Source organism: Lysinibacillus piscis (assembly GCF_026012395.1).
GTDB classification, from domain to species: domain Bacteria; phylum Bacillota; class Bacilli; order Bacillales_A; family Planococcaceae; genus Lysinibacillus; species Lysinibacillus piscis.
Genome location: NZ_BRZA01000001.1, coordinates 110,079 through 130,676, shown reverse-complemented (window position 1 = coordinate 130,676; position 20,598 = coordinate 110,079). Strand labels below are relative to the sequence as shown.

At 39.0% G+C, this 20,598-nt stretch carries 20 protein-coding genes; 17 read left to right on the top strand and 3 right to left on the bottom strand.

Annotated elements, in window-relative coordinates; all coding sequences use genetic code 11:
• Positions 1-10 precede the first annotated feature (10 nt).
• The 7 genes from OPF91_RS00665 to OPF91_RS00635 all read left to right on the top strand — a co-directional run bounded on the left by OPF91_RS00665 (position 11) and on the right by OPF91_RS00635 (position 6,419).
• Entirely contained in the window at positions 11-1,441 is a 1,431-nt protein-coding gene (locus OPF91_RS00665; protein WP_264987844.1) for a tetratricopeptide repeat-containing diguanylate cyclase, read from the top strand.
• Positions 1,442-1,592: 151 nt separating this feature from the next.
• Positions 1,593-2,075, top strand: coding sequence for a cell wall elongation regulator TseB-like domain-containing protein (locus OPF91_RS00660; RefSeq protein WP_264986739.1), 483 nt, complete (start codon positions 1,593-1,595; stop codon positions 2,073-2,075).
• A 17-nt stretch (positions 2,076-2,092) separates the two neighbouring features.
• On the top strand, positions 2,093-3,286 hold the full coding sequence (locus OPF91_RS00655; RefSeq protein WP_264986738.1) for a pyridoxal phosphate-dependent aminotransferase: 1,194 nt from the start codon (positions 2,093-2,095) through the stop codon (positions 3,284-3,286).
• A 35-nt stretch (positions 3,287-3,321) separates the two neighbouring features.
• Complete coding sequence (gene asnS / locus OPF91_RS00650) at positions 3,322-4,617, top strand: asparagine--tRNA ligase (protein ID WP_264986737.1); 1,296 nt, start codon at positions 3,322-3,324, stop codon at positions 4,615-4,617.
• A 104-nt stretch (positions 4,618-4,721) separates the two neighbouring features.
• Positions 4,722-5,438: a DnaD domain-containing protein gene (locus OPF91_RS00645; RefSeq protein ID WP_264986736.1), complete on the top strand. Its 717-nt coding sequence runs from the start codon at positions 4,722-4,724 to the stop codon at positions 5,436-5,438.
• Positions 5,439-5,448: 10 nt separating this feature from the next.
• On the top strand, positions 5,449-6,111 hold the full coding sequence (gene nth, locus OPF91_RS00640; RefSeq protein WP_264986735.1) for an endonuclease III: 663 nt from the start codon (positions 5,449-5,451) through the stop codon (positions 6,109-6,111).
• Positions 6,108-6,419: a YpoC family protein gene (locus OPF91_RS00635; RefSeq protein ID WP_264986734.1), complete on the top strand. Its 312-nt coding sequence runs from the start codon at positions 6,108-6,110 to the stop codon at positions 6,417-6,419. Before nth ends, OPF91_RS00635 begins: the two co-directional genes overlap by 4 nt.
• 49 nt (positions 6,420-6,468) lie before the next feature.
• Here the strand turns inward: OPF91_RS00635 and OPF91_RS00630 are convergent, their stop codons facing one another.
• Positions 6,469-9,099, bottom strand: coding sequence for a transglycosylase domain-containing protein (locus OPF91_RS00630; RefSeq protein ID WP_264986733.1), 2,631 nt, complete (start codon positions 9,097-9,099; stop codon positions 6,469-6,471).
• A complete protein-coding gene (gene recU, locus OPF91_RS00625) occupies positions 9,096-9,746 on the bottom strand; it encodes a Holliday junction resolvase RecU (RefSeq protein WP_264986732.1) in 651 nt (216 codons plus the stop codon). Before recU ends, OPF91_RS00630 begins: the two co-directional genes overlap by 4 nt.
• 304 nt (positions 9,747-10,050) lie before the next feature.
• Here recU and OPF91_RS00620 point away from each other — a divergent pair, with 304 nt between their 5' ends.
• The 9 genes from OPF91_RS00620 (at position 10,051) to OPF91_RS00580 (ending at position 18,425) form a co-directional block, all read left to right on the top strand.
• Positions 10,051-10,287 carry an endonuclease gene (locus OPF91_RS00620; RefSeq protein ID WP_264986731.1) on the top strand — a complete coding sequence of 79 codons (237 nt, stop codon included), beginning with the start codon at positions 10,051-10,053 and terminating at the stop codon, positions 10,285-10,287.
• Positions 10,288-10,303: 16 nt separating this feature from the next.
• Positions 10,304-10,687: a YppE family protein gene (locus tag OPF91_RS00615; RefSeq protein ID WP_264986730.1), complete on the top strand. Its 384-nt coding sequence runs from the start codon at positions 10,304-10,306 to the stop codon at positions 10,685-10,687.
• The gene (locus OPF91_RS00610; protein ID WP_264986729.1) at positions 10,662-12,938 is read left to right on the top strand and encodes a DEAD/DEAH box helicase; all 2,277 of its coding nucleotides are present in this window, start codon (positions 10,662-10,664) and stop codon (positions 12,936-12,938) included. Before OPF91_RS00615 ends, OPF91_RS00610 begins: the two co-directional genes overlap by 26 nt.
• 507 nt (positions 12,939-13,445) lie before the next feature.
• Positions 13,446-13,652 (top strand): hypothetical protein, encoded by a 207-nt coding sequence (locus OPF91_RS00605; protein WP_264986728.1) that lies wholly within the window; start codon positions 13,446-13,448, stop codon positions 13,650-13,652.
• 11 nt (positions 13,653-13,663) lie between these two features.
• Positions 13,664-14,134: a GNAT family N-acetyltransferase gene (locus tag OPF91_RS00600; RefSeq protein ID WP_264986727.1), complete on the top strand. Its 471-nt coding sequence runs from the start codon at positions 13,664-13,666 to the stop codon at positions 14,132-14,134.
• 42 nt (positions 14,135-14,176) lie between these two features.
• A complete protein-coding gene (locus OPF91_RS00595) occupies positions 14,177-14,701 on the top strand; it encodes a phage tail protein (protein WP_264986726.1) in 525 nt (174 codons plus the stop codon).
• Positions 14,702-14,728: 27 nt separating this feature from the next.
• The gene (locus OPF91_RS00590) at positions 14,729-15,223 is read left to right on the top strand and encodes a phage tail protein (protein WP_264986725.1); all 495 of its coding nucleotides are present in this window, start codon (positions 14,729-14,731) and stop codon (positions 15,221-15,223) included.
• 19 nt (positions 15,224-15,242) lie between these two features.
• Positions 15,243-15,779, top strand: coding sequence for a phage tail protein (locus OPF91_RS00585; protein ID WP_264986724.1), 537 nt, complete (start codon positions 15,243-15,245; stop codon positions 15,777-15,779).
• 597 nt (positions 15,780-16,376) lie between these two features.
• The gene (locus OPF91_RS00580; protein WP_264987843.1) at positions 16,377-18,425 is read left to right on the top strand and encodes a catalase; all 2,049 of its coding nucleotides are present in this window, start codon (positions 16,377-16,379) and stop codon (positions 18,423-18,425) included.
• Between the two features lie 145 nt (positions 18,426-18,570).
• Here the strand turns inward: OPF91_RS00580 and OPF91_RS00575 are convergent, their stop codons facing one another.
• A complete protein-coding gene (locus OPF91_RS00575; protein WP_264986723.1) occupies positions 18,571-19,749 on the bottom strand; it encodes a GTP-binding protein in 1,179 nt (392 codons plus the stop codon).
• Positions 19,750-20,009: 260 nt separating this feature from the next.
• Between OPF91_RS00575 and OPF91_RS00570 the strand changes: the two genes are divergently transcribed.
• Complete coding sequence (locus tag OPF91_RS00570) at positions 20,010-20,567, top strand: GNAT family N-acetyltransferase (protein WP_264986722.1); 558 nt, start codon at positions 20,010-20,012, stop codon at positions 20,565-20,567.
• Positions 20,568-20,598: the final 31 nt, after the last annotated feature.

Genomic DNA, 20,598 nt, shown 5'->3' with positions numbered 1-20,598 from the left:
ATGAAAAGTGGTGAAACATTTGGAACAGACATTGGCGGAGCTACAGAAAACAATTGTAGAAATGAGAATACAGGGGCGTTTAACAGAGGCATTACGACTTGCCAAGCAGGGATTACTAGTAGCACATGAACTGGAAAGCCACACAGATGTATTGGACTTATACCATCATAATATATTAATTCATTACGCACTTGGTGATATAGCAGATGTTATGGGCATTATTCATGAATATGGCGAATATTGTCGAACATACGGTATAGCAAAAGATTTTATGCATTATTATTTAATTATGGCATTAATTTATGATTTAGTTGGTATTAAAGAAAAGACAATCGAAATGACGGCACAATCCATTAAATATGCCTATGAGTTAAATGATGTCATGATGCTTGTCCGTTGCTACAACAATTTATGCTATTTAGAGGTAGAGAATGGATCGTTAGAAGAAGCACGTAAAGCAGGTCTACTAGCAAGAGAATATAATAAAGAGCTATATAAACAATCACCACAAATCGCTAAATTGCACCATATTCAAATTAATAATAATTTGGCAGATGTCTATATATTAGAAGAAGATTATGCAAGTGGACAGGCATTGTTAGAAGATACATTACAGTCAGACATTATTCAACACCATCAACGAGAAGCAGGCATCGCATTATTTGGCTATGGGTTGCTGTACGAAAAGCAACAAAAATTAGAGGCAGCAGTATCTTACTATAAAAAAGCGATACAAGTGGCACAAACCTATGGTGATGATACCACGCAAAAGAAAGTGATGCGTATGTTATTGAATGTTCTGTATCAATTAAATTGGCGAGATGAGATTTTTGATGTGCAGCGTGCCTATATTGAGTTGACAGATCAAATGGATGCCAATAGCTTATTACAGCAAGTGATGAATTTGGAATTCAATTTGCAAAAGGTAAATTTAGAGAAAAAAGCATTGTATGATCCATTAACAGGTGTATTGAATCGTTACTTTATTCAACAGGAGATGGATGCATGGTTAAAAACAGTGCAGGATAGCAAGCAATATGTGGCTGTAGCTGTACTTGATTTAGATAAATTTAAGAACTTCAACGATCAGTATGGGCATTTATTAGGAGATCAGGTATTGCAAATTTTTGCAAAGGGTTTGCAAGATTTTCTACAGGAAGAGGATGTCCATATCATTCGCTACGGTGGAGATGAATTTATTGTTTGCTTATGTCATCAGGATAAACACTATATCAAATCACTCGCTGATCAATTACATGCGTATTTGCTCACTTTAGCATTTACACAAGAAGGAACACACTATATGTTGAAAGTGAGTATGGGCATCTGTATTAACGATCAACGTAATTATGAATATCGAGCATTATTTGAACAGGCGGATGGCTGTCTTTATCAGGCAAAAAATAATGGGCGTGGAAGATATGTTATTTTAGAACTTTAATCACTCATTTTGCGTCTTAAAACAAAGAAATTAAGACAGCATGGCAACGTAAATTTGTTGTATAATATGCTAGTATGAGGAAAGAAAGCAGGTTGGCAAAAATGAACAAAGCTAGGAAAAGAGATTACTGTCCATATTGTAGGGTGGTCAGATGAAAAATTGGCTCATTTTCATTTCCGTTTTTATCGTTTCATTGTCACTTGTTATTAGTATTTTAGTACTTTGGAAAGCCGAGGCTCCGTTCCGTTCCATTGAACAACAGGCTGAACAATTAGCGCTAGATGCGAAAACGTTGGCGATTGTGACGGAGTCCTACACATATAATGGTAAACATTCGTATGTTACTGTATTCGGAGTAGACGAATATGGTGATAAAAAAGCTGTCTTTGTCCCAACGAATCTGGAAGAGGATTCAATACAGGAAGTGTTTTTAAAAGATGGTATTACGGAAAAGCAAGCATTATCGGTTTTTAAACAAGAGGGCAATGTGCAAAAAGTGCTTCATATGAAATTAGGCTATGAGGAGCCAGGCGCTGTTTGGGAAATTACATACCTCAACGCCCACGATAAGCTCAACTATGTCTATGTTTTATTTGAAGATGGCGACTGGTGGAAGCGCATGACGAATTTATAAGAGGAGCAGAAGCGTGTATGAAAAAATTATTAGCAAACCGTGTAAAAACTTTAACACCATCTTCAACATTAGCCATTACGGCAAAGGCAAAAGAATTAAAAGAGCAAGGTATTGATGTGGTTGGTCTAGGTGCAGGTGAACCTGACTTTAATACACCACAAAACATATTGAATGCAGCGATTGACTCGATGGAAAAAGGGTTCACAAAATATACACCTGCTGGCGGGCTTCCTGTATTAAAGAAAGCCATTATTGATAAATTACAGCGTGATAATCATCTAACATATCAAGCAAATGAAATCATTGTAGGTGTAGGGGCAAAGCATATCCTTTACACATTATTCCAAGTGATTTTAAATGAGGGCGATGAAGTCATCATCCCAATTCCATACTGGGTATCTTATCCTGAGCAAGTAAAATTAGCTGGCGGTGTACCTGTGTATGTAGAAGGCACACGTGAGCAAAACTATAAAATTACAGCCGCACAATTGCGAGAAGCGGTAACAGAAAAAACAAAAGCGGTTATTATTAACTCACCAAGCAATCCATCTGGTATGATTTACTCTCGTGAGGAGCTGGCTGAACTAGCCGCTGTAGCGGAAGAAAAAGATATTTTAATCGTGTCAGATGAAATTTATGAAAAGCTTGTATACAATGGTATTGAGCATTATTCGATTGCACAACTGTCAGATAGCGTGAAAGCACGTACAATTGTTGTGAATGGTGTAGCGAAGTCGCATTCGATGACAGGCTGGCGTATTGGTTATGCAGCAGGGGATGTCGCTATTATTAATGCAATGACAGACCTTGCTTCACATTCAACATCCAATGCGACGACAACAGCACAATATGCAACAGTGGAAGCCTATAATGGTCCTCAAGATGCGGTAGAAGAAATGCGCCAAGCATTTGAGTCACGCCTAGAAAAAATTTATCCACAATTATGTGCGATTCCTGGCTTCCATGTGTTAAAGCCACAAGGCGCATTTTATTTACTACCAGATGTGGCAGAGGCAATGGCACATACTGGTTATGATTCTGTGGATGCCTTTGCAGAAGATTTATTAACAGAGGCAAATGTGGCTGTTATTCCTGGCTCTGGCTTTGGGACACCAACAACGTTACGCTTATCTTATGCGACATCTTTAGACGTGTTAGAAGAAGCAGTACGCCGTATGGATTCATTTGTCAAATCTAAATGGCAAGACTAATGTTTGAACCAACGATTTTGGAGGATTTATTGATTATGAAAAAAGTGATGATTCAAGATATGCCAAAGCATATCGGAGAAACAGTAAAAATTGGTGCTTGGTTAGCGAATAAGCGTTCAAGCGGAAAAATTGCTTTCTTACAATTACGTGATGGCTCTGGCTTTGTACAGGGTGTTGTTGTGAAAGAAGAAGTAGGCGAAGAAGTTTTTGCAACAGCAAAAGGCTTAACACAAGAAACATCGATGTACATTACAGGGGAAGTAAAAGCAGACGAGCGTTCAAGCTTTGGCTGTGAGCTTGTTGTAACAGGAATTGAAGTGTTACATGCGGCGACAGATTTCCCAATTACACCAAAAGAGCACGGGCCTGAATTTTTAATGGATAACCGTCATTTATGGTTGCGTTCACGTAAACAACATGCTGTAATGAAAATTCGTAATGAAATTATTCGTGCAACATATGAGTTTTTCAATCAAAATGGCTTTACAAAAATGGACCCACCTATTTTAACGGGTTCTGCACCTGAAGGAACATCAGAGCTTTTCCATACAAAATATTTTGACGAAGATGCATATTTATCACAATCGGGTCAATTATATATGGAAGCAGCAGCGATGGCTTTAGGAAAAGTGTTCTCCTTCGGTCCGACATTCCGTGCTGAAAAATCGAAAACACGTCGTCATTTAATTGAGTTTTGGATGATTGAACCTGAAATGGCTTTCGTGGAATTTGAAGAAAACCTTGAAGTGCAAGAGCAATATGTAGCGCATATCGTGCAATCTGTATTAGCGAACTGTAAATTAGATTTAGAGCGTCTTGGTCGTGATACGTCAACGCTAGAAAATATTAAAGCACCATTCCCACGTATTTCATATGATGATGCAATTAAATTATTGCATGAGCAAGGCTTTGATGATATTGAATGGGGTGACGATTTTGGAGCACCACATGAAACGGCGATTGCGAATTCCTTTGATAAACCTGTATTCATTACATGTTATCCAGTAGGTATTAAACCATTCTATATGCAGCCACACCCAGAGCGTGATGATGTTGTATTATGTGCAGATTTAATTGCACCAGAAGGCTATGGAGAAATTATCGGTGGTTCTGAGCGTATTCATGACTACGAGTTATTGAAAGCACGTCTAGAAGAGCATAACCTATCATTAGATGCGTATGCTTGGTATTTAGAGCTTCGTAAACAGGGCTCTGTTCCACATTCAGGATTTGGTTTAGGCTTAGAGCGTACAGTAGCATGGATTTCAGGTACAGAGCATATTCGTGAGACAATTCCATTCCCACGTTTATTAAACCGTCTGTATCCGTAATACATCACGGAATGGACAAATAAAAGGGCCTGTCATGAAAGCCAACACTTTCTTGGCAGGCTCTTATCATGCTTTTTATTTATGATAGAAAAGGAGTCGAACAAATGAAAACAGCCAATCAAGGACTCCGTAAATGGACTGAGCAAGGAATGACGATGATTCCACAGCTCTTTTTTCAGTTTTATAAGGAGTTAAAAATTGAGGATGATGAAGCACTCATTATCATGCATTTATTAGCGTATCACACGGAAGGCAATGATTTTCCGACACCAGATGATTTGCAGAGTCGTCTACTCATGACAGAATATACGATTGCCTCTAGTTTGCAACGTCTAATGCAAAAGGGCTTCCTCGAAATTATACGCAATGTGGATGAGCATGGTACATTGTATGAGAAATATTCTCTTTATCCGCTATGGGAGCGCATTATCCAATTGCTTGATTTAAAGGATCAGCAGCATACAATAGAGGCTTTACGCCAAGAAGAGGGAGCCGTTTTTCGTTTATTTGAGGAAGAAATGGGGCGTCTTTTATCTCCTTTAGAACTTGAAAAAATTAGCTATTGGTTGGATGAAGACAAGCATAGCCCAGCACTGATTAAAGAGGCTTTGAAAGAAGCGGTATTTGCAGGCAAGTTGAGCATTCGTTATATTGATCGAGTTTTATTAGAATGGAAAAAGAAAAATATTACGACACCTCAAAATGCACAAAGGCAAAGTGCGCAATTCCGAGAAAAACAAACACTCAATAAACAAGTGACACCACAAGAAACGTCAAGCAATAAAGTACCATTTTATAATTGGCTTGAAGAAAGAGAGTAGGGGGAGTAGGATGTTAACTAAAAAACAATGGGCACATTGCTTAGCAGAGATGGACCATATGTTTCCTGATGCACACTGTGAGCTTGTGCATGCCAATCCATTTGAACTAACAATTGCGACATTATTATCTGCGCAATGTACCGATGTACTAGTCAATAAAGTAACGAAAACATTGTTTCAAAAATATAAAACACCTGAAGATTACTTAGCTGTACCATTGGAAGAATTGCAGCAAGATATTCGCTCCATCGGTTTATATCGTAATAAGGCGAAAAATATTCAGGCACTTTGTCAACGGTTATTAGATGTGTATCATGGAGAAATTCCAGCGAATCGAGAGGAATTGGTGACATTACCAGGGGTAGGTAGAAAAACAGCCAATGTGGTATTATCTGTTGCCTTTGATATTCCTGCTTTAGCGGTAGACACACACGTAGAGCGTATAGCGAAACGTCTTGGGCTATGCCGTTGGAAAGATTCTGTGCTAGAAGTAGAAGAAACGATTATGAAAAAAACACCAATGGAGCAATGGTCGAAAGCCCATCATCAGCTAATCTTTTTTGGTCGTTATCATTGCAAGGCACAAAATCCGGGTTGTCCTGCTTGCCCACTATTCAACGATTGCCGTGAAGGACAGAAGCGTTTGAAAAAGGGATTGGTGAAAGAGACATGAATGTAGAGGCTTTAGCAAAAGAGCATGTAGAGGCATGGTTTAACGAATGGCTCATACTAGAGGCGAAAATTCATGCGGCACATACAGCAAGAAGCGGGGAAGCGGCAGTATTTATGCAAGAGGCATTAATCGTATTTCAGCGTTTACTGATAGAGGTTGGTGAAGAGCTACTGCCGATTAATGGAGCAGAACGACTGGCATTTATTCAAGCGAAGCCAAGTCAATATGCTTGTTATCGCCAATTAGATGAATTGTTTAAGGAAACGAAAAAACGCAGTGCCCGTTTACGTCTGCAAGCGGATCGTTGAAAAATGAAAAGGCGACTTACACCAATCATTTTGGTGTAAGTCGCCTTTTTTATGACTCAGAATCCATGGAGTCTTCATTAGCAGGTGGTGTTGGATTAATTGGCTGGGGTGGTGTGGTCGGTGGTTGATTGCCATTTTGATTGTTTGAATTTCCACCACCATTACCACCTGTATTATTATTATTATTTGTATTGCCATTGTTAGGCTGATTTCCTTGATCAGGCTCAGTTGGTTGCTGAGTATCAGGCTCAGTTGGTGTAATCGGCTCTAAAGTTTCTTCACTGTTACTTGTAATTTCCAATGATGTTGTTCCAGCCTCACTTCTCGTGCCATCTGTAATTGCAACAACTGAAATGGTATACGTGCCATCTACTAATGCGCTTCGGATATTAAACGATTTACTATCGGATGTACCAAGTAGCATCGTTTCGCCACCATCCAATGTGGCGGATATTTCAAATGTAGTTGGTAACGGTTCATTTGTTTCAGGATTTAGTGTTGCATCATGTTCCCACGATACATCCAATGTTTGATCAAATACATTGAAATTTGCTGATACATTGTATGGTGTTGTTAATTCTGGTGCTGCAAATGTCTCAGACACTTCAGTCGGCTCTGTCCCACGAACAAATAATTCTGTTTGACGTAATTCAGCTGGTGTGAAATCACTTGCTAATTTTAAAGGTTTGGAGCCTATTTCAATCGTTGCTTCCACAACAGTACTTGGTTTTTTAAAGCGCTCTGTTTCTACATTAGCAGAAATATCACTCATAATATCTTTAAATAAACGTTGTGGTAAACGACGTTCATCCCACGTTGTAATCGGGTCAGAACGTTTTTCATAACCACTCCAAATAGCAATTGAATAATTTGTTGTATAACCCGCAAACCATGAGTCTGGTACACTTGTGCTTGGTAAATTATATTTAGTAAATTCATCTGAAGAGTAGTTTGTCGTACCTGTTTTCCCTGCGATATCTAAGCCAGCTACACTTGCTGCTGTTCCAGATGCATCAGGCTTCGTGCTAACTACATCACGTAGCATATCTGTCACCATATACGCTGTAGAATCGCTCATGGCTACAATAGGCTCAGGTGTATAATTTTTCGTTGTTTTCCCATCACGATATAAAATTTTCGTAATCGCATGTGGTGCATGATAAACACCATCACTACCAAATGCGGCGTAGGCTGCGGCCATTTGAATTGGCGACATCGTAATATCACCACCACCAATAGCATCTGCTTCATAAACGTTTTTCGCTTTGATGCCTAAGCGGCTAATAAATTCTTGTGCTTTCGCTGGTCCTACCTCTTTCAATGTTTGCACAGCAGGGACGTTACGAGAAGCGTAGAGTGCTTTACGTGCAGTCATTGTGCCCATATACTTGCCATCCCAGTTGGTAATCGTTTGATTTGTTCCTGTATATTTTATCGGCTCATCAACGAGTGTTTGGCCTGTAGACCATTTTAAATACTCAATGGCTGGACCGTAGTCGATTAACGGCTTCATCGTAGAACCTGGATGATTAATAGTTAAATCGTCCGCATAATTAAAGCCACGTTCAGCTCCATAATGACGTCCACCACCAACTGCTTGAATTTCTCCTGTTTTTGTATCAATAACAGCAACCCCAGATTGAATTTTATCTGTTGGGAAATTGCTATCATCATTCATGACGTTTTCAACCGTTTGCTGTGCTTTTGGATCAAGCGTTGTATATACTTTAATCCCCTCTGCCATTGCACTGCCATCATCATTGTTCTCTAATTCATTAATGACAATATCGAGGAAGGCATCATACTTAGAGCCTGCGAATGATTGACGTGTAGTGTCATCGGCTAAGCCTACTTGCACATCCACACTTTTCGCTTCGTCTCTTTCAGCTTTCGTAATTTTCCCATGTTGATACATTAAATTTAATACAGTATTGCGACGCCACTCTGCAAGCTCTGGATTTTTAAGAGGGTTATAGGCATTTGGTCGTTGTACTAAGCCAGCTAATAATGCCTCTTCATCTAATGTTAAATCCTTTAATTCTTTCCCATAAAAATATTGAGCTGCTGTACCAAAGCCATAAATGCGCCCTGACATTAGCATTTTATTGAAGTACATTTCAAAAATTTCTTCTTTTGAATATTTGCGCTCTAATTGGAAAGCGAGCCAAGCCTCTTGTGCTTTACGCTTTAATTTTTTTTCATTTTGTAAAAATGAGTTTTTGACCACTTGCTGTGTTAATGTTGATGCACCTTCTGAGCCAAAACCACTACGGAAGTTAGCTAATACCGCACCACCCAAACGATAAAAATCAATTCCGTGATGCTTGAAGAAGCGTACATCTTCCGTTGCCAAAATCGCATTACGCATATCTTCGGGAATTTCATCATATTTGATATACTTACGATTTTCGGCACCGATTGTAGCAAAAAGCTCGCCATTTTTATCATAAAACTCCGAAGAAACGGGGTCTTTTAGTAAATTTTCGTCTAGTTCGGGTGCAGAGCTTGCATAATAAGCAAACAATCCTACACCACCGAGAAATCCGACAATCCCAATTGTTAATAGTGTTAGAAAAATGCGTTTAAACCATATTTTCAATGAAGATTTCGGTTTTTTCGGTTTAGTTGTTTGTGCACGAGCTTGTTGGTGCTCACTGCGTGTTCGACGACGTTCAGTCATTCTTTCATCTCCTTATTTGCACAGCCATGGCGTTTGGTTGTAATGAGCTGTTGTACAACTGGTAAGTAATCGATACGAGGGTAATAGCCTGCTTGTATTTCAAAGGCTTCTTCTTCAAAAGTTGAAAAAGGAATCGATTTACGCTCACCGTGCTTCATTGCCAGCCAGGCTTTTTGTAAAATATCGTATGGCAAAAGAAAGTATCGCTCGAGACTAGAGAAACGAACGATAATGAAGGCCACACCATTTTGTTCCGTCACTTGCTGCATATGGGTCATTTGGTGTTCATGGATATTTTTTAACGGAAAACTTGATTTTGACGCGGTTTCTTTCGCATCAAAGTCAATATAATACCCATTCCATATGCCATTAAAGTCAGTTGTAGAAGGTGTGCGGAAATAGGCTTCCCGAATAACCGCAGCGCTTCGTGATGGATACTCTACTTTGACGATTTGTACAGGAACAGGTTTCTTGTGAATGATTGCCAAATTTTTTTTGAGATAATAATCATTCGCTTCATCAATTTCATCCTCTAAGGTTTTTCCACGATTACTGAAAGAAAGATTTTTATTTTTTCTTTGCTGTGTCGTTTTAGGCTCGCTTGGTTTAGGAGAATAAGGTTTGCCATTTGGATAACGAATGGTCATTGTTTTCACCTTCTATCTTCTGTTATTATACACAATCTTACGCATCGCTTCATCTCTTGCTCCTATAACTTTTGGCAGAATGACGTCGAATTTGTACATGACTTCATCGACTGAAAATCGTCAAAATCAGCGAGTACATGAGTGGATAATAAGGCTGTTTTCAGTATAGCCGATTTTTGGTGGGGCAAACAGTTTAGCGAATTTGTTCTTCTTTCAGCTAACTTGCGCTTATTTTGTCACACAGGCAGGGGATTTTCTACGTGTGCGGAAATTAGGTAGTGACAGTTAAAAAGGAGGCGTTGTATTGAACAGGTTACAACATTTAATTGCACAGTTAGAGCTAGTGGATCAATTACTTTTCACGAGAATGTCATTGGAAAGCAATGCGCAAAGTATGCAGTTTTTTGTACAGCTCCAATGTATCAGCCAAAAAGTAAGCTTAGCAGAAAAAAGCTGGCAAGTAAAGAATGCTTGTTCGTTTAATGGTAGTACAAACGGTATAACTTTGGTACACTTATCTCACAATGAATTGAATACTTAAGAGATGAGGTATGACCATGCTTGTAATACAGCAAACTTCCCAATTAATCGATGAATGTGATCACTGTGTTGCTCGCTTTTGGCAAATGCGTGAAGAGGAGCGCACGCCTGATTTTTTCGCAGAAGTGAAACCACATGCAGACCAAATACATCAGTTACTTACAAATTGGCAACAAGAAGCCAATCAATGGATTACAAGGAATCAACCAAAATATATGCATCCACAACAAATTGCAACCGTCGTAGAGTCGATGGAGCAATTTGTTGTGCAATCGTTTTATAAGGAAACGAGTAAGAAACGCTTTTTAGATGCCATTCATTCTGTTTCCTATACATTAAAAAGCTTTGAGCGTTTAGTAAAGGAGAGTGAGGGGCATGTTATCGAAAAAACGAACGATTAGCGAGCTACTGGAAGAATGGCGCTATGATGAAGAGATGAAAGAGCGTATTTTACATTGGCAAACGCTAGAGGGACAAGCTGCCACCTATGCACCTTTTCCAGACAACTTACATCCGTCCTTAGTTAGAGCATTGCAGGCAAGAGGGATTGAACAGCTATACACACATCAGCGTGAGGCCTTTGATTTAGCCACAGCTGGGCAATCATTTACGGCTGTTACCCCTACAGCATCAGGTAAATCCTATTGCTATCATTTACCTGTACTACAAAAAATAATGGAGGATAAACAGGCAAGAGCTATTTATTTATTTCCAACAAAGGCGTTAGCACAGGATCAAAAAAATGATTTGAATGACCTAATTGAACAAAGTGGTGAAGCCATTTTAAGCTACACATATGATGGAGATACAGCGCCAAGCATCCGTCAAAAGGTGCGTAAGGCAGGACATATTGTGATGACCAACCCTGATATGCTGCACTCAGGCATCCTACCTCACCATACCAAATGGGTATCGCTCTTTGAAAATTTACACTATATCGTAATAGATGAGCTACACACCTATAAAGGGGTATTTGGCTCACATGTTGCACATGTCTTACGTCGATTAAAGCGTATTTGTGCATTCTATGGCAGTAATCCTGTGTTTATTTGTACTTCTGCAACGATTAAAAATCCGAAAGAACTTGCAGAAACATTAACAAATGAAGAGCACATATTAATTGCTAAATCGGGTGCACCTGTTGGGAAAAAAACCTTTCTTTTTTACAATCCACCCATTATTCATCGAACATTTGGTGTCCGCCGTAGTGCCACATTAGAGGTCAGCGATTTAGCCAAGCGTCTCTATATGGCAGGCATTCAAACAATTATTTTTGCTAAAAGTCGTGTACGTGTAGAAATGATTGTAACGTATTTAAAGGAATTAACACGCAATAAATTACTTGATGAATCAGTGCGAGGCTATCGAGGAGGGTATTTGCCATCAGAGCGACGTGTCATTGAAAAAGGGCTACGAGATGGCACGATTCAAACCGTTGTGAGCACCAATGCATTAGAGTTGGGTGTGGATATAGGGCAATTGCAAGCTTGTATTATGACAGGTTACCCTGGCAATATTGCTAGTGCTTGGCAACAGGCAGGACGTGCGGGGCGTCGTCAAAGTGAAGCCTTAATTATTTATGTGGCCCAATCAACAGCACTCGACCAATATGTGGTCAATCATCCATTGTTTTTATTAGGCAGTACACCTGAAGAAGCACGTATTTATCCTGAAAATATGCTGATTTTAATGGATCATTTAAAATGTGCCGCATTCGAATTACCTTTTTCAACGAGCGATACATATGGAGAATATGATATTCAAGAGTTACTCGACTATTTAGCAGAGGAGGGAGTGGTGTTTAAAACAAGCGATAAATGGCATTGGATGAGCGACCGCTTCCCTGCACATGATATTAGCCTACGCTCTGCCTCACAGGAAAATGTGGTGATTATTGATCAGACCGTGCCAGCGCAAACAAAGGTGATTGGAGAAATGGATCGCCATAGTGCTATGACCTTATTGCATGAAGAGGCGATTTATTTGCATCAAGGCACACAGTTTCAGGTGGAGGAACTGGATTGGGAGGAAAAGAAAGCCTATGTACGCGAGGTGGATGTTGATTATTATACAGACGCTAATTTAGCGGTCGAGATGAAGGTATTAGAGGAAGACAGAAGTCGCACATATGGTGGTGGTCATATTAGCTTCGGTGATGTCGGTTTGGTAGCACAGGCGACGATTTTTAAAAAAATCCGCTTTGGTACACACGATAATATTGGCTCAGGTCCTATTCATTTGCCACCAGATGAAATGCATACGAATTCATCATGGTTATCATTTGATGCACCAATTGAATGGTCAGAGGCGGAGTTAACCGATGCTATAACAGGAGCGGCATATGCGATGAATGCGTTTATCCCACTATTTATTCAATGTGATAGTAGTGATGTAGCAGTTGTCCCACAGGTCAAGGCAACACATAATGAGTTACCAACCTTTTTTGTCTACGATAAATATCCTGGTGGTATTGGTTTAAGTGAGAAGGTTTATGATTTATGGGAGGATTTATTAGCTAAAACACAGCAGCATGTCGCAAATTGTCCTTGTGAAGCGGGCTGTCCATCTTGTATCGGTGCACAAGATAGTTTGAATGATGGCAAGAAGCGCGTGGTGCAGGTGATGGAGAAATTGTTAGCGGAGATGAAGTGAGGGGGAAGATATTGAGAAGAGAAAAATCCCACCCCTATTTGCAATTATCTATTTAGTATAGTCGATTTACACTAAAAGATTTGGTGTAAATCGGCTTTTTTAGTTTAGCTTGAATGAACAGAAGCCTTCCACTTCTTTTATAAATGAGGGGATACATGCAAAATAAGCATTTCAATCTTTAAAAGAGAAACATGTAGCGAATTGCTCTCCTTTCTAACCTTCAACAGTGATTTTGTAAAATGCTAAAAAAATCAATTCTTTTCCAAAAACTTTTTATTTTTTAACTCAATTTTAACCTTTGCTTTATACAATGATGCCACGTAACAAAAAAATTACAGAAAGAAGAGCATTCCTACATACAACGAAATAAAACAACCGCTCTTTATTTTCGCTATTGTCATCTTATTGATATAAAAAATGTCTCCTTGCATATCACGATGACAATAAGCGGACAGCTGTGTAGTGAGGGAGAAATCGCTACAGGCACTGTGGAGGTAACGGTCACAAGTGGCTTCTGTACATAGTGCCTGCGTCGAAATTTCACAAGATATCTGTGTAATCTGTGCAATTGATATAGCAACGACAGCAGATAGTACGTTTATTTATGGCAATGCAACAAAAGGAAATGGTGACAATGTGAAAAATGGGCAACTACCTATAACGGTATATGGGTTGTCTGTAAAGCATCAAGGGGTAGTTTCACTTTATAAATGAAATGGGGATGTATGATAGTGCAGACTAGAGATGTTGTATCCACAGATGAAGCGTTTCTTTTTGAGTTATATGTTGCTACGCGAAAACATGAATTTTCAATATTGGCATTAGATGAACAACAGCTTCATGCGCTGTTACATATGCAATACGAAGCACAAAAGAGATCATATCAACAGCATTTTCCACAGGCAAAACATGAAATGATTTATCATGGAGAACTGCCAATTGGAAGGGTGATGACTGAAATAAAAAGTGGGAATATTCATTTAATTGATATTTCATTATTACCTGATTTTAGAGGAAAAGGTTATGGAACAAAGGTATTAAAGCAATTGCAAAGAAATGCAGCGAAGCAAAAATTGTCGGTGACGCTTCATGTAGTGCAAGGAAATCCAGCTCAGAAGCTATATGAACGGTGTGGATTTTACATTACAGGAGAACAGGCCCCTTATATTACCATGAAGTTTGAGCCATTTAAGTGAAGAAAGTAAATTTTTAGTTGAAATGAAAGGAGGTGAGAATTAATGAGTGAGTCGTATTTAGGGGAAATCCGTATGTTTGCAGGAAACTATGCTCCTCAAGGTTGGGCTTTATGTAATGGTGGATTACTTAATATTACAGAACATGAAGCACTTTTTGCTTTAATAGGAACAACATACGGAGGAGATGGTCAAACTACGTTCAAGTTACCAGATTTACAGGGACGTGTACCAATTCATGTTAGTCCGCAATATTCATTAGGTGTTGTAGGCGGTACAGAGACAGTTACGTTAACGGCGAATCAAATGCCAAAGCATACACATGTTGTTCAAGCAACTACTGCGAGTGGAGATACGCCATCGCCAAATAATATGCTGTGGGCAACAACAAGTGGATATTCTAACTATTCAAATGATAAAGATGGTGCTGGCAATCCGTTAACGCCAGTTGTCATGAATGCAAATGCTAGCTCAAGTGTGGGGGGTAATCAGCCACATGACAATATGATGCCATCCGTAACTGTTTCTTTCATTATTTCGTTATATGGGGTATTTCCTTCCCAACCATAAAAAATGTAAGAATAAAGGAGGATTCAAATGGCAGAACCATTTTTAGGTGAAGTTCGCATATTTCCGATAAGCTATGTGCCAAGAGGTTGGCTATCTTGTGAAGGGCAATTACTTCCTATTCGACAGAATCAAGCGTTATACTCGTTGTTAGGGACGGTTTATGGAGGGGATGGTATAACTACATTTGCTTTACCAGATTTACGAGGACGTGTACCAATTCATGTTAGCTCTTCATTACCATTAGGAACAAAGGCAGGTGAAGAGACACATACATTAACAACAAATGAAATGCCTCAACATACGCATCAAATTAATGGCTCGTCCAACCCTGCAAGTGCACCTTCTCCTCAAGGAAATGTATGGGCTGGGCAGGATAACTTATATGCAGCTGGTGCAACTGTAGCGATGAATCAAGCGGCATTATCTACTGCTGGGAGTGGACAAGCTCATAATAATATGCAACCTTATTTAGCTGTACGTTTTTGTATTGCGACGCAGGGTATCTTTCCATCAAGAAATTAAGTAAAAGGATGTGTTACAAATGGCAGATGCATATATCGGTGAAATAAGAGTTTTTGCAGGGAACTTTGCGCCAAAGGGATGGGCTTTATGTAACGGTCAATTGATGAGTATTCAACAAAATACAGCTCTCTATTCGATATTAGGTGTCCAATATGGTGGTGATGGGAAGACAACGTTTGCGTTGCCGAATTTAATAGGGGCAGCCCCAATGAATCAAGGACAAGGAGTGGGATTAACAGCGCGGCAGGTTGGTCAAGTGGTTGGTGCGTCATCTGTGACACTTATGACGACCCAAATACCTGTACATACCCATGCACCAATGGCTATACAAGGCGTTGGAACATCAGGAAATCCGACTGAGCGTCTTTGGGCAGAGGGTGCAGGAGTTGGGAGACCACCTGTAAAGCCACCGTTGTATGATACTAATGTAAATGTTCCAATGAACCTGCAAGCTTTAGGTTTGACAGGTGGAAGTCAGCCACATAATAATATGCAGCCCTTTTTGGTGATGAATTATATTATCTGTTTAGATGGCGAGTTCCCACCTAGAGGGTAAAAGGGTGGAGCTTTTGGGTTTAATGACAGTGCATGTATAGGTTTTGCGACTTTTTTCAGATAAGTTTGTCATAGGTAATGGTTTTACAGTTGTATACGCTTAATTTTACAGCAGGAGTACAGGAAATATTGAGAGGGGATATCGTACTAAAGACTTGTTTTTAAGTCTTTAGTATGATATCCCCTTTAAATTAGAATTAAGTATCCTTTCTTTCATTTTAAAAGATGTCAATGGAGCTACTATTATGTCATCTTCAGAGTCCAAAATAGATAATAACAGTAAGCTTCCCCAGTGAGTACTTTACTAATTGATAGTAAACCATTTAATCAAATGGATAGTGCATTTATATAAATAGCATGGAAATTTAAAACAAATGATTGGACGCCTCTAAACTTAGAAAACAGCACGATTGCCAATGTGAGTACTCCAAATTCTGTATCATCTACAGTATCCCGAACTAACACAAAAGTTGGTGAAATATAGTTTTCTTTCTGACAATATATACATAGGAGCGATGTATACAACCTTGCATCTCAACACATACTCTTCAAAGAATCATTAATCATATACTATGAGGTGAATAAATTGACTGAGCATATGAATTCCTCCAATAAAAAGCATGATCAATTAGAACCGTTTATTCATGAGTCAGAAGGGCAAAAGATGACATCCAATGAAGGAATTACGATTTCAGATGATGAAAATAGTTTAACCGCTGGTGACCGTGGCCCAACACTTATTGAAGATTTTTTGGCGCGTGAGAAATTAGCACATTTTGACCGTGAACGTATTCCCGAACGTGTTGTACATGCAAGAGGATATGGAGCATATGGAGAATTTCAGCTATATGAATCTTTAACAGATATCACAATGGCTGATTTTTTACAGGACCCTAATAAAAAGACACCCTTTTTTGTACGTTTTTCACAAGTTGTTGGATCGAGAGGCTGTAATGAAACGAATCGTGATGTGCGAGGGTTTTCAGTAAAATTTTATACGGATGATGGAAATTTTGATTTAGTAGCCATTAATATGCCCGTATTTTTTATTCAAGATGCCATTAAGTTTCCCGATTTAATCCATGCCGTTAAACCAGAGCCTGATAATGAATTTCCTCAAGGACAAACAGCACATGATACTTTTTGGGATTTTATGGCTAATAATAGAGAGTCAGCACATATGGCATTATGGATTATGACGGGTAGAGCGATTCCTAAAAGCTTCAGAACAATGGAAGGCTTTGGTGTTCATACGTACCGTTTAATCAATAAGGATGGCAAAGCACACTTTGTTAAATTTCATCTAAAGCCTACGTTAGGTGTGCACACATTACTGTGGGATGAAGCGAGGCAACTTGGCTCTGATGCAGACTATCATCGTAGAGATTTATGGACAAATATTCATAACGGTCATTACCCTGAGTATGAGCTAGCTATTCAAATTATTAAGGAAGAAGATGAATTTTCCTTTGATTTTGATATATTAGACCCTACAAAATTATGGCCTGAAGAAGATGTACCACTACGAAAAATAGGCAAATTGACCGTTAATCGCAATGTTGATAATGTCTTTGCTGAAACGGAGCAAAGTGCATTCCATCCAGGTAATATTGTAAGAGGTATGGATTTCTCCAATGATCCACTGTTACAAGGGCGATTATTTTCCTATACAGATACGCAGCAGGCTCGACTTGGTCCGAACCATCAGCAACTCCCTATCAACAGACCAGTTTGCCCATTTGCCAACAATCAACGTGATGGTGCATCAAGAATGATTATTGATCGAGGGAAAGTTTCTTATCATCGTAATGGGCTGGCGAATAATACACCATATCCTGTGCCAGGTACTCAAGGTGGTTTCGTAACCTATCCGTCAACAGTAGAGGGGCGTAAGGTGAGAAAAACAGCAGCTTCCTTTAAAGACCATTATTCTCAGGCTAGAATGTTTTGGAATAGTATGAGCGATGTGGAAAAGCAACAGATTATAGGAGCGTTTTGCTTTGAGCTTGGTAAATGCCGACCTTTTGTACGGCAGGAAATGGTCGATGTACTCGCTCATATTAGCCGTGATTTAGCAGAAAATGTCTCAAAGGAACTGGGCACGACTGTTCCCGATGTACAGGAATCTACTGTGACAAAATCCTCTCCTGCACTCAGTCTGACTAACACCATTTTTGTAGCTGATACATTACGTGTAGGTGTTTTCTTATCAGAGGGGTTTGATGGTCCAAGTGTGAAGCAATTATTAGCAACATTATCAACGGCAAAATTGCAAATTGTCATTGTACATGACAAATTAGGTACAGTTACGGGTACGGAAGACGTAAAATATGAAGTGACAGATAGCTTTTTAACGGGCTCTGCCTTGACTTATGATGGCGTTTTGATTGTAGGAAGTGGCAATATAACACCTTATTTTACGTATGAAGCTCAAAAATATACGACTGCTATCTATAATCATTTTAAGCCAATCGGTACATTCCAAAATGGAGAAGCTGTGCTAAAGCCATTACATTTAACGTCTGATGATGGCATCATTAATGATTCTAGCGTAAATTTTGCTGAAGATTTTATTCAGGCAATGGCTCAACAACGTTTCTGGAACCGCCCAAGCTATCTGTATCCTGCAAGTAATTCGTTGAAATGAAGTGTCTTTTCCAAAAAATAATGGAAAGGGCTCCTGTCGATAAAGATAGGAGCTCTTTTTAATTTATCTATATAATTTTTGTTACTGATGTTATGTTGCACAATAAACATCTGTCGATTGCTTACGAACCCTTTTGTCTCTTTCACTATTTCGCAATAAAAGGAGGGAGTGGGTCGACAAATTGATGCCAATCTTGCAACATTTCCGCTTCCGTTAGCAAACAGGCATCTAGCTGTTGTGTAATAGCAGAACTATCTAAATTAATACCAATAAAGACAATTTCATTTTGCTTATCACCGAATTGCTTATGCCAGCGCAGCTTTAAATCAGGATCCTGCTCAAAAGCAGATACTTGTATAGACTTTGGCAAATCGACTAACCACTGTCCAGCAGCTTGAAACTGCATGGATGCGCCTGCTTGAGAGAGTAAGCCAGCTAGTGTACGACCAGCAAGCCAGAAAAAGCCTTTGGAGCGTACAATTTCACTAGGGAAATGTGTTAACCAATGATGCCAGCGCTCGGGATGGAAGGGACGTTGACGGCGGTAGACAAAGGAGGAGATACCGTATTCCTCTGTCTCAGGAATATGCTCATTATTTAATTCCTTAATCCAACCAGCACTCATACTGGCTTTTTCAAAATCAAATAGCTGACGGTTTACAATCTGATTCAATGGTATTTGTCCATTTGTAGCGATGATGATTTCGGCATCTGGATTGAGCCTCGTTAATAGCTCGTTTAATGCACCCATATACTCGGGTGTTACTAAATCTGTTTTTGAAATAATGAGGATATTGGCAAATTCAATTTGGTCAATCAGTAAATCTGAGACATCTCGTTGATCCATCTCATCATCCGTTTGAGCTCTTTCTACTAATGTTTCTCCACTTTCGTAATCCTCCATAAAGCGAGCGGCATCTACCACTGTAATCATGGTATCGACATAGCATCTGTCATTTAATGTAATATGGAGTGAATCATCCGCTAATGTTAAGGTTTGAGCTACAGGTAAAGGCTCTGAAATTCCTGTTGATTCAATGATGATGCCATCTAGCTCTTGGTTTTGTAGCAATCGATCTACTTCTATTAATAAGTCCTCACGTAACGTACAGCAAATACAGCCATTTGTTAATTCCACAAAGCTCTCCTCTGTACGAGAAAATCCACCATCCTCAATTAGCTGCGCATCCACATTAATTTCACTCATATCATTGACAATAACAGCCAGCTTGCGACCTTCACGGTTAGCTAAAATATAATTTAATAATGTTGTTTTCCCAGCGCCTAAATAACCACTAAGCACAGTCACAGGAATCTTTTTCATTCATATCCACCTCTTAAATAGTAATAATTACGCTTTATGATAGAATATTTTCTATAGGGTTGTCAATATAAATAGTAATAATTACGATTTAAGTAGCTGAATAATATAAAATGTTTAGGGAGATTGAAAAATCCTCTTTATTGCTATAATCTAGTTTAAATATATTTATCTAGTAAAGTGAATCAATGATATGTTAGAAAATAGATAACGGAAAAGATGTATAGAGCAAAATATATTTTAAATGAAAAGGAGACGATATGATGAAAAGAATTTCAGTAGCAATGGTACGCAAAGATTTACTTAATATTCCACAGTTTTCATTACCTGAAGAATTTACAATAAGAAGGTTTGAAAAAGGCGATGAACGTCATTGGGCAAGAATTGAAACGGCTGTGGATGAATTTACATCAGAAGAAGCGGCATTGGCCTGTTTTCAGAAAGAGTTCGGCTCACATATCGATGAAATGACAGAGCGCTGTTTATTTATTGAAAACGAAGAGGGACTACCAATTGCCACAACGACAGCATGGTATGGGGATTTACGAGGAGATGGTGAAATAGCAGGTAGGATTCATTGGGTAGGAGTAATCCCTGCGTATCAAGGAAGAAAATTATCCAAACCATTGCTCAGTGCAGCGATGAATATTTTAGCTGAAAAACATACAAAAGGCTATTTGACATCCCAAACGACTAGCTATCAAGCGATTAATATGTACCTTAATTATGGGTTTGAGCCAGATGTCACAGTAAAAAATAGTGAGGAAGCATGGCGTTTATTGGAAGAGGTTTTAAATAGATTGATTTTGGCAGAGCTATAATTGCAAAAGTATTATGTTAGACAAGTAGTTA

What these genes read in the sequence shown, in the direction of transcription:
- OPF91_RS00660 (WP_264986739.1), top strand. Translation starts at nt 1,593, where the DNA reads ATGAAAAATTGGCTCATTTTCATTTCCGTTTTTATCGTTTCATTGTCA.
- OPF91_RS00655 (WP_264986738.1), top strand. Translation starts at nt 2,093, where the DNA reads ATGAAAAAATTATTAGCAAACCGTGTAAAAACTTTAACACCATCTTCA.
- asnS (WP_264986737.1), top strand. Translation starts at nt 3,322, where the DNA reads ATGAAAAAAGTGATGATTCAAGATATGCCAAAGCATATCGGAGAAACA.
- OPF91_RS00645 (WP_264986736.1), top strand. Translation starts at nt 4,722, where the DNA reads ATGAAAACAGCCAATCAAGGACTCCGTAAATGGACTGAGCAAGGAATG.
- nth (WP_264986735.1), top strand. Translation starts at nt 5,449, where the DNA reads ATGTTAACTAAAAAACAATGGGCACATTGCTTAGCAGAGATGGACCAT.
- OPF91_RS00635 (WP_264986734.1), top strand. Translation starts at nt 6,108, where the DNA reads ATGAATGTAGAGGCTTTAGCAAAAGAGCATGTAGAGGCATGGTTTAAC.
- OPF91_RS00630 (WP_264986733.1), bottom strand. Translation starts at nt 9,099, where the DNA reads ATGACTGAACGTCGTCGAACACGCAGTGAGCACCAACAAGCTCGTGCA.
- recU (WP_264986732.1), bottom strand. Translation starts at nt 9,746, where the DNA reads ATGACCATTCGTTATCCAAATGGCAAACCTTATTCTCCTAAACCAAGC.
- OPF91_RS00615 (WP_264986730.1), top strand. Translation starts at nt 10,304, where the DNA reads ATGCTTGTAATACAGCAAACTTCCCAATTAATCGATGAATGTGATCAC.
- OPF91_RS00610 (WP_264986729.1), top strand. Translation starts at nt 10,662, where the DNA reads ATGTTATCGAAAAAACGAACGATTAGCGAGCTACTGGAAGAATGGCGC.
- OPF91_RS00600 (WP_264986727.1), top strand. Translation starts at nt 13,664, where the DNA reads ATGATAGTGCAGACTAGAGATGTTGTATCCACAGATGAAGCGTTTCTT.
- OPF91_RS00595 (WP_264986726.1), top strand. Translation starts at nt 14,177, where the DNA reads ATGAGTGAGTCGTATTTAGGGGAAATCCGTATGTTTGCAGGAAACTAT.
- OPF91_RS00590 (WP_264986725.1), top strand. Translation starts at nt 14,729, where the DNA reads ATGGCAGAACCATTTTTAGGTGAAGTTCGCATATTTCCGATAAGCTAT.
- OPF91_RS00585 (WP_264986724.1), top strand. Translation starts at nt 15,243, where the DNA reads ATGGCAGATGCATATATCGGTGAAATAAGAGTTTTTGCAGGGAACTTT.
- OPF91_RS00580 (WP_264987843.1), top strand. Translation starts at nt 16,377, where the DNA reads ATGAATTCCTCCAATAAAAAGCATGATCAATTAGAACCGTTTATTCAT.
- OPF91_RS00575 (WP_264986723.1), bottom strand. Translation starts at nt 19,749, where the DNA reads ATGAAAAAGATTCCTGTGACTGTGCTTAGTGGTTATTTAGGCGCTGGG.
- OPF91_RS00570 (WP_264986722.1), top strand. Translation starts at nt 20,010, where the DNA reads ATGAAAAGAATTTCAGTAGCAATGGTACGCAAAGATTTACTTAATATT.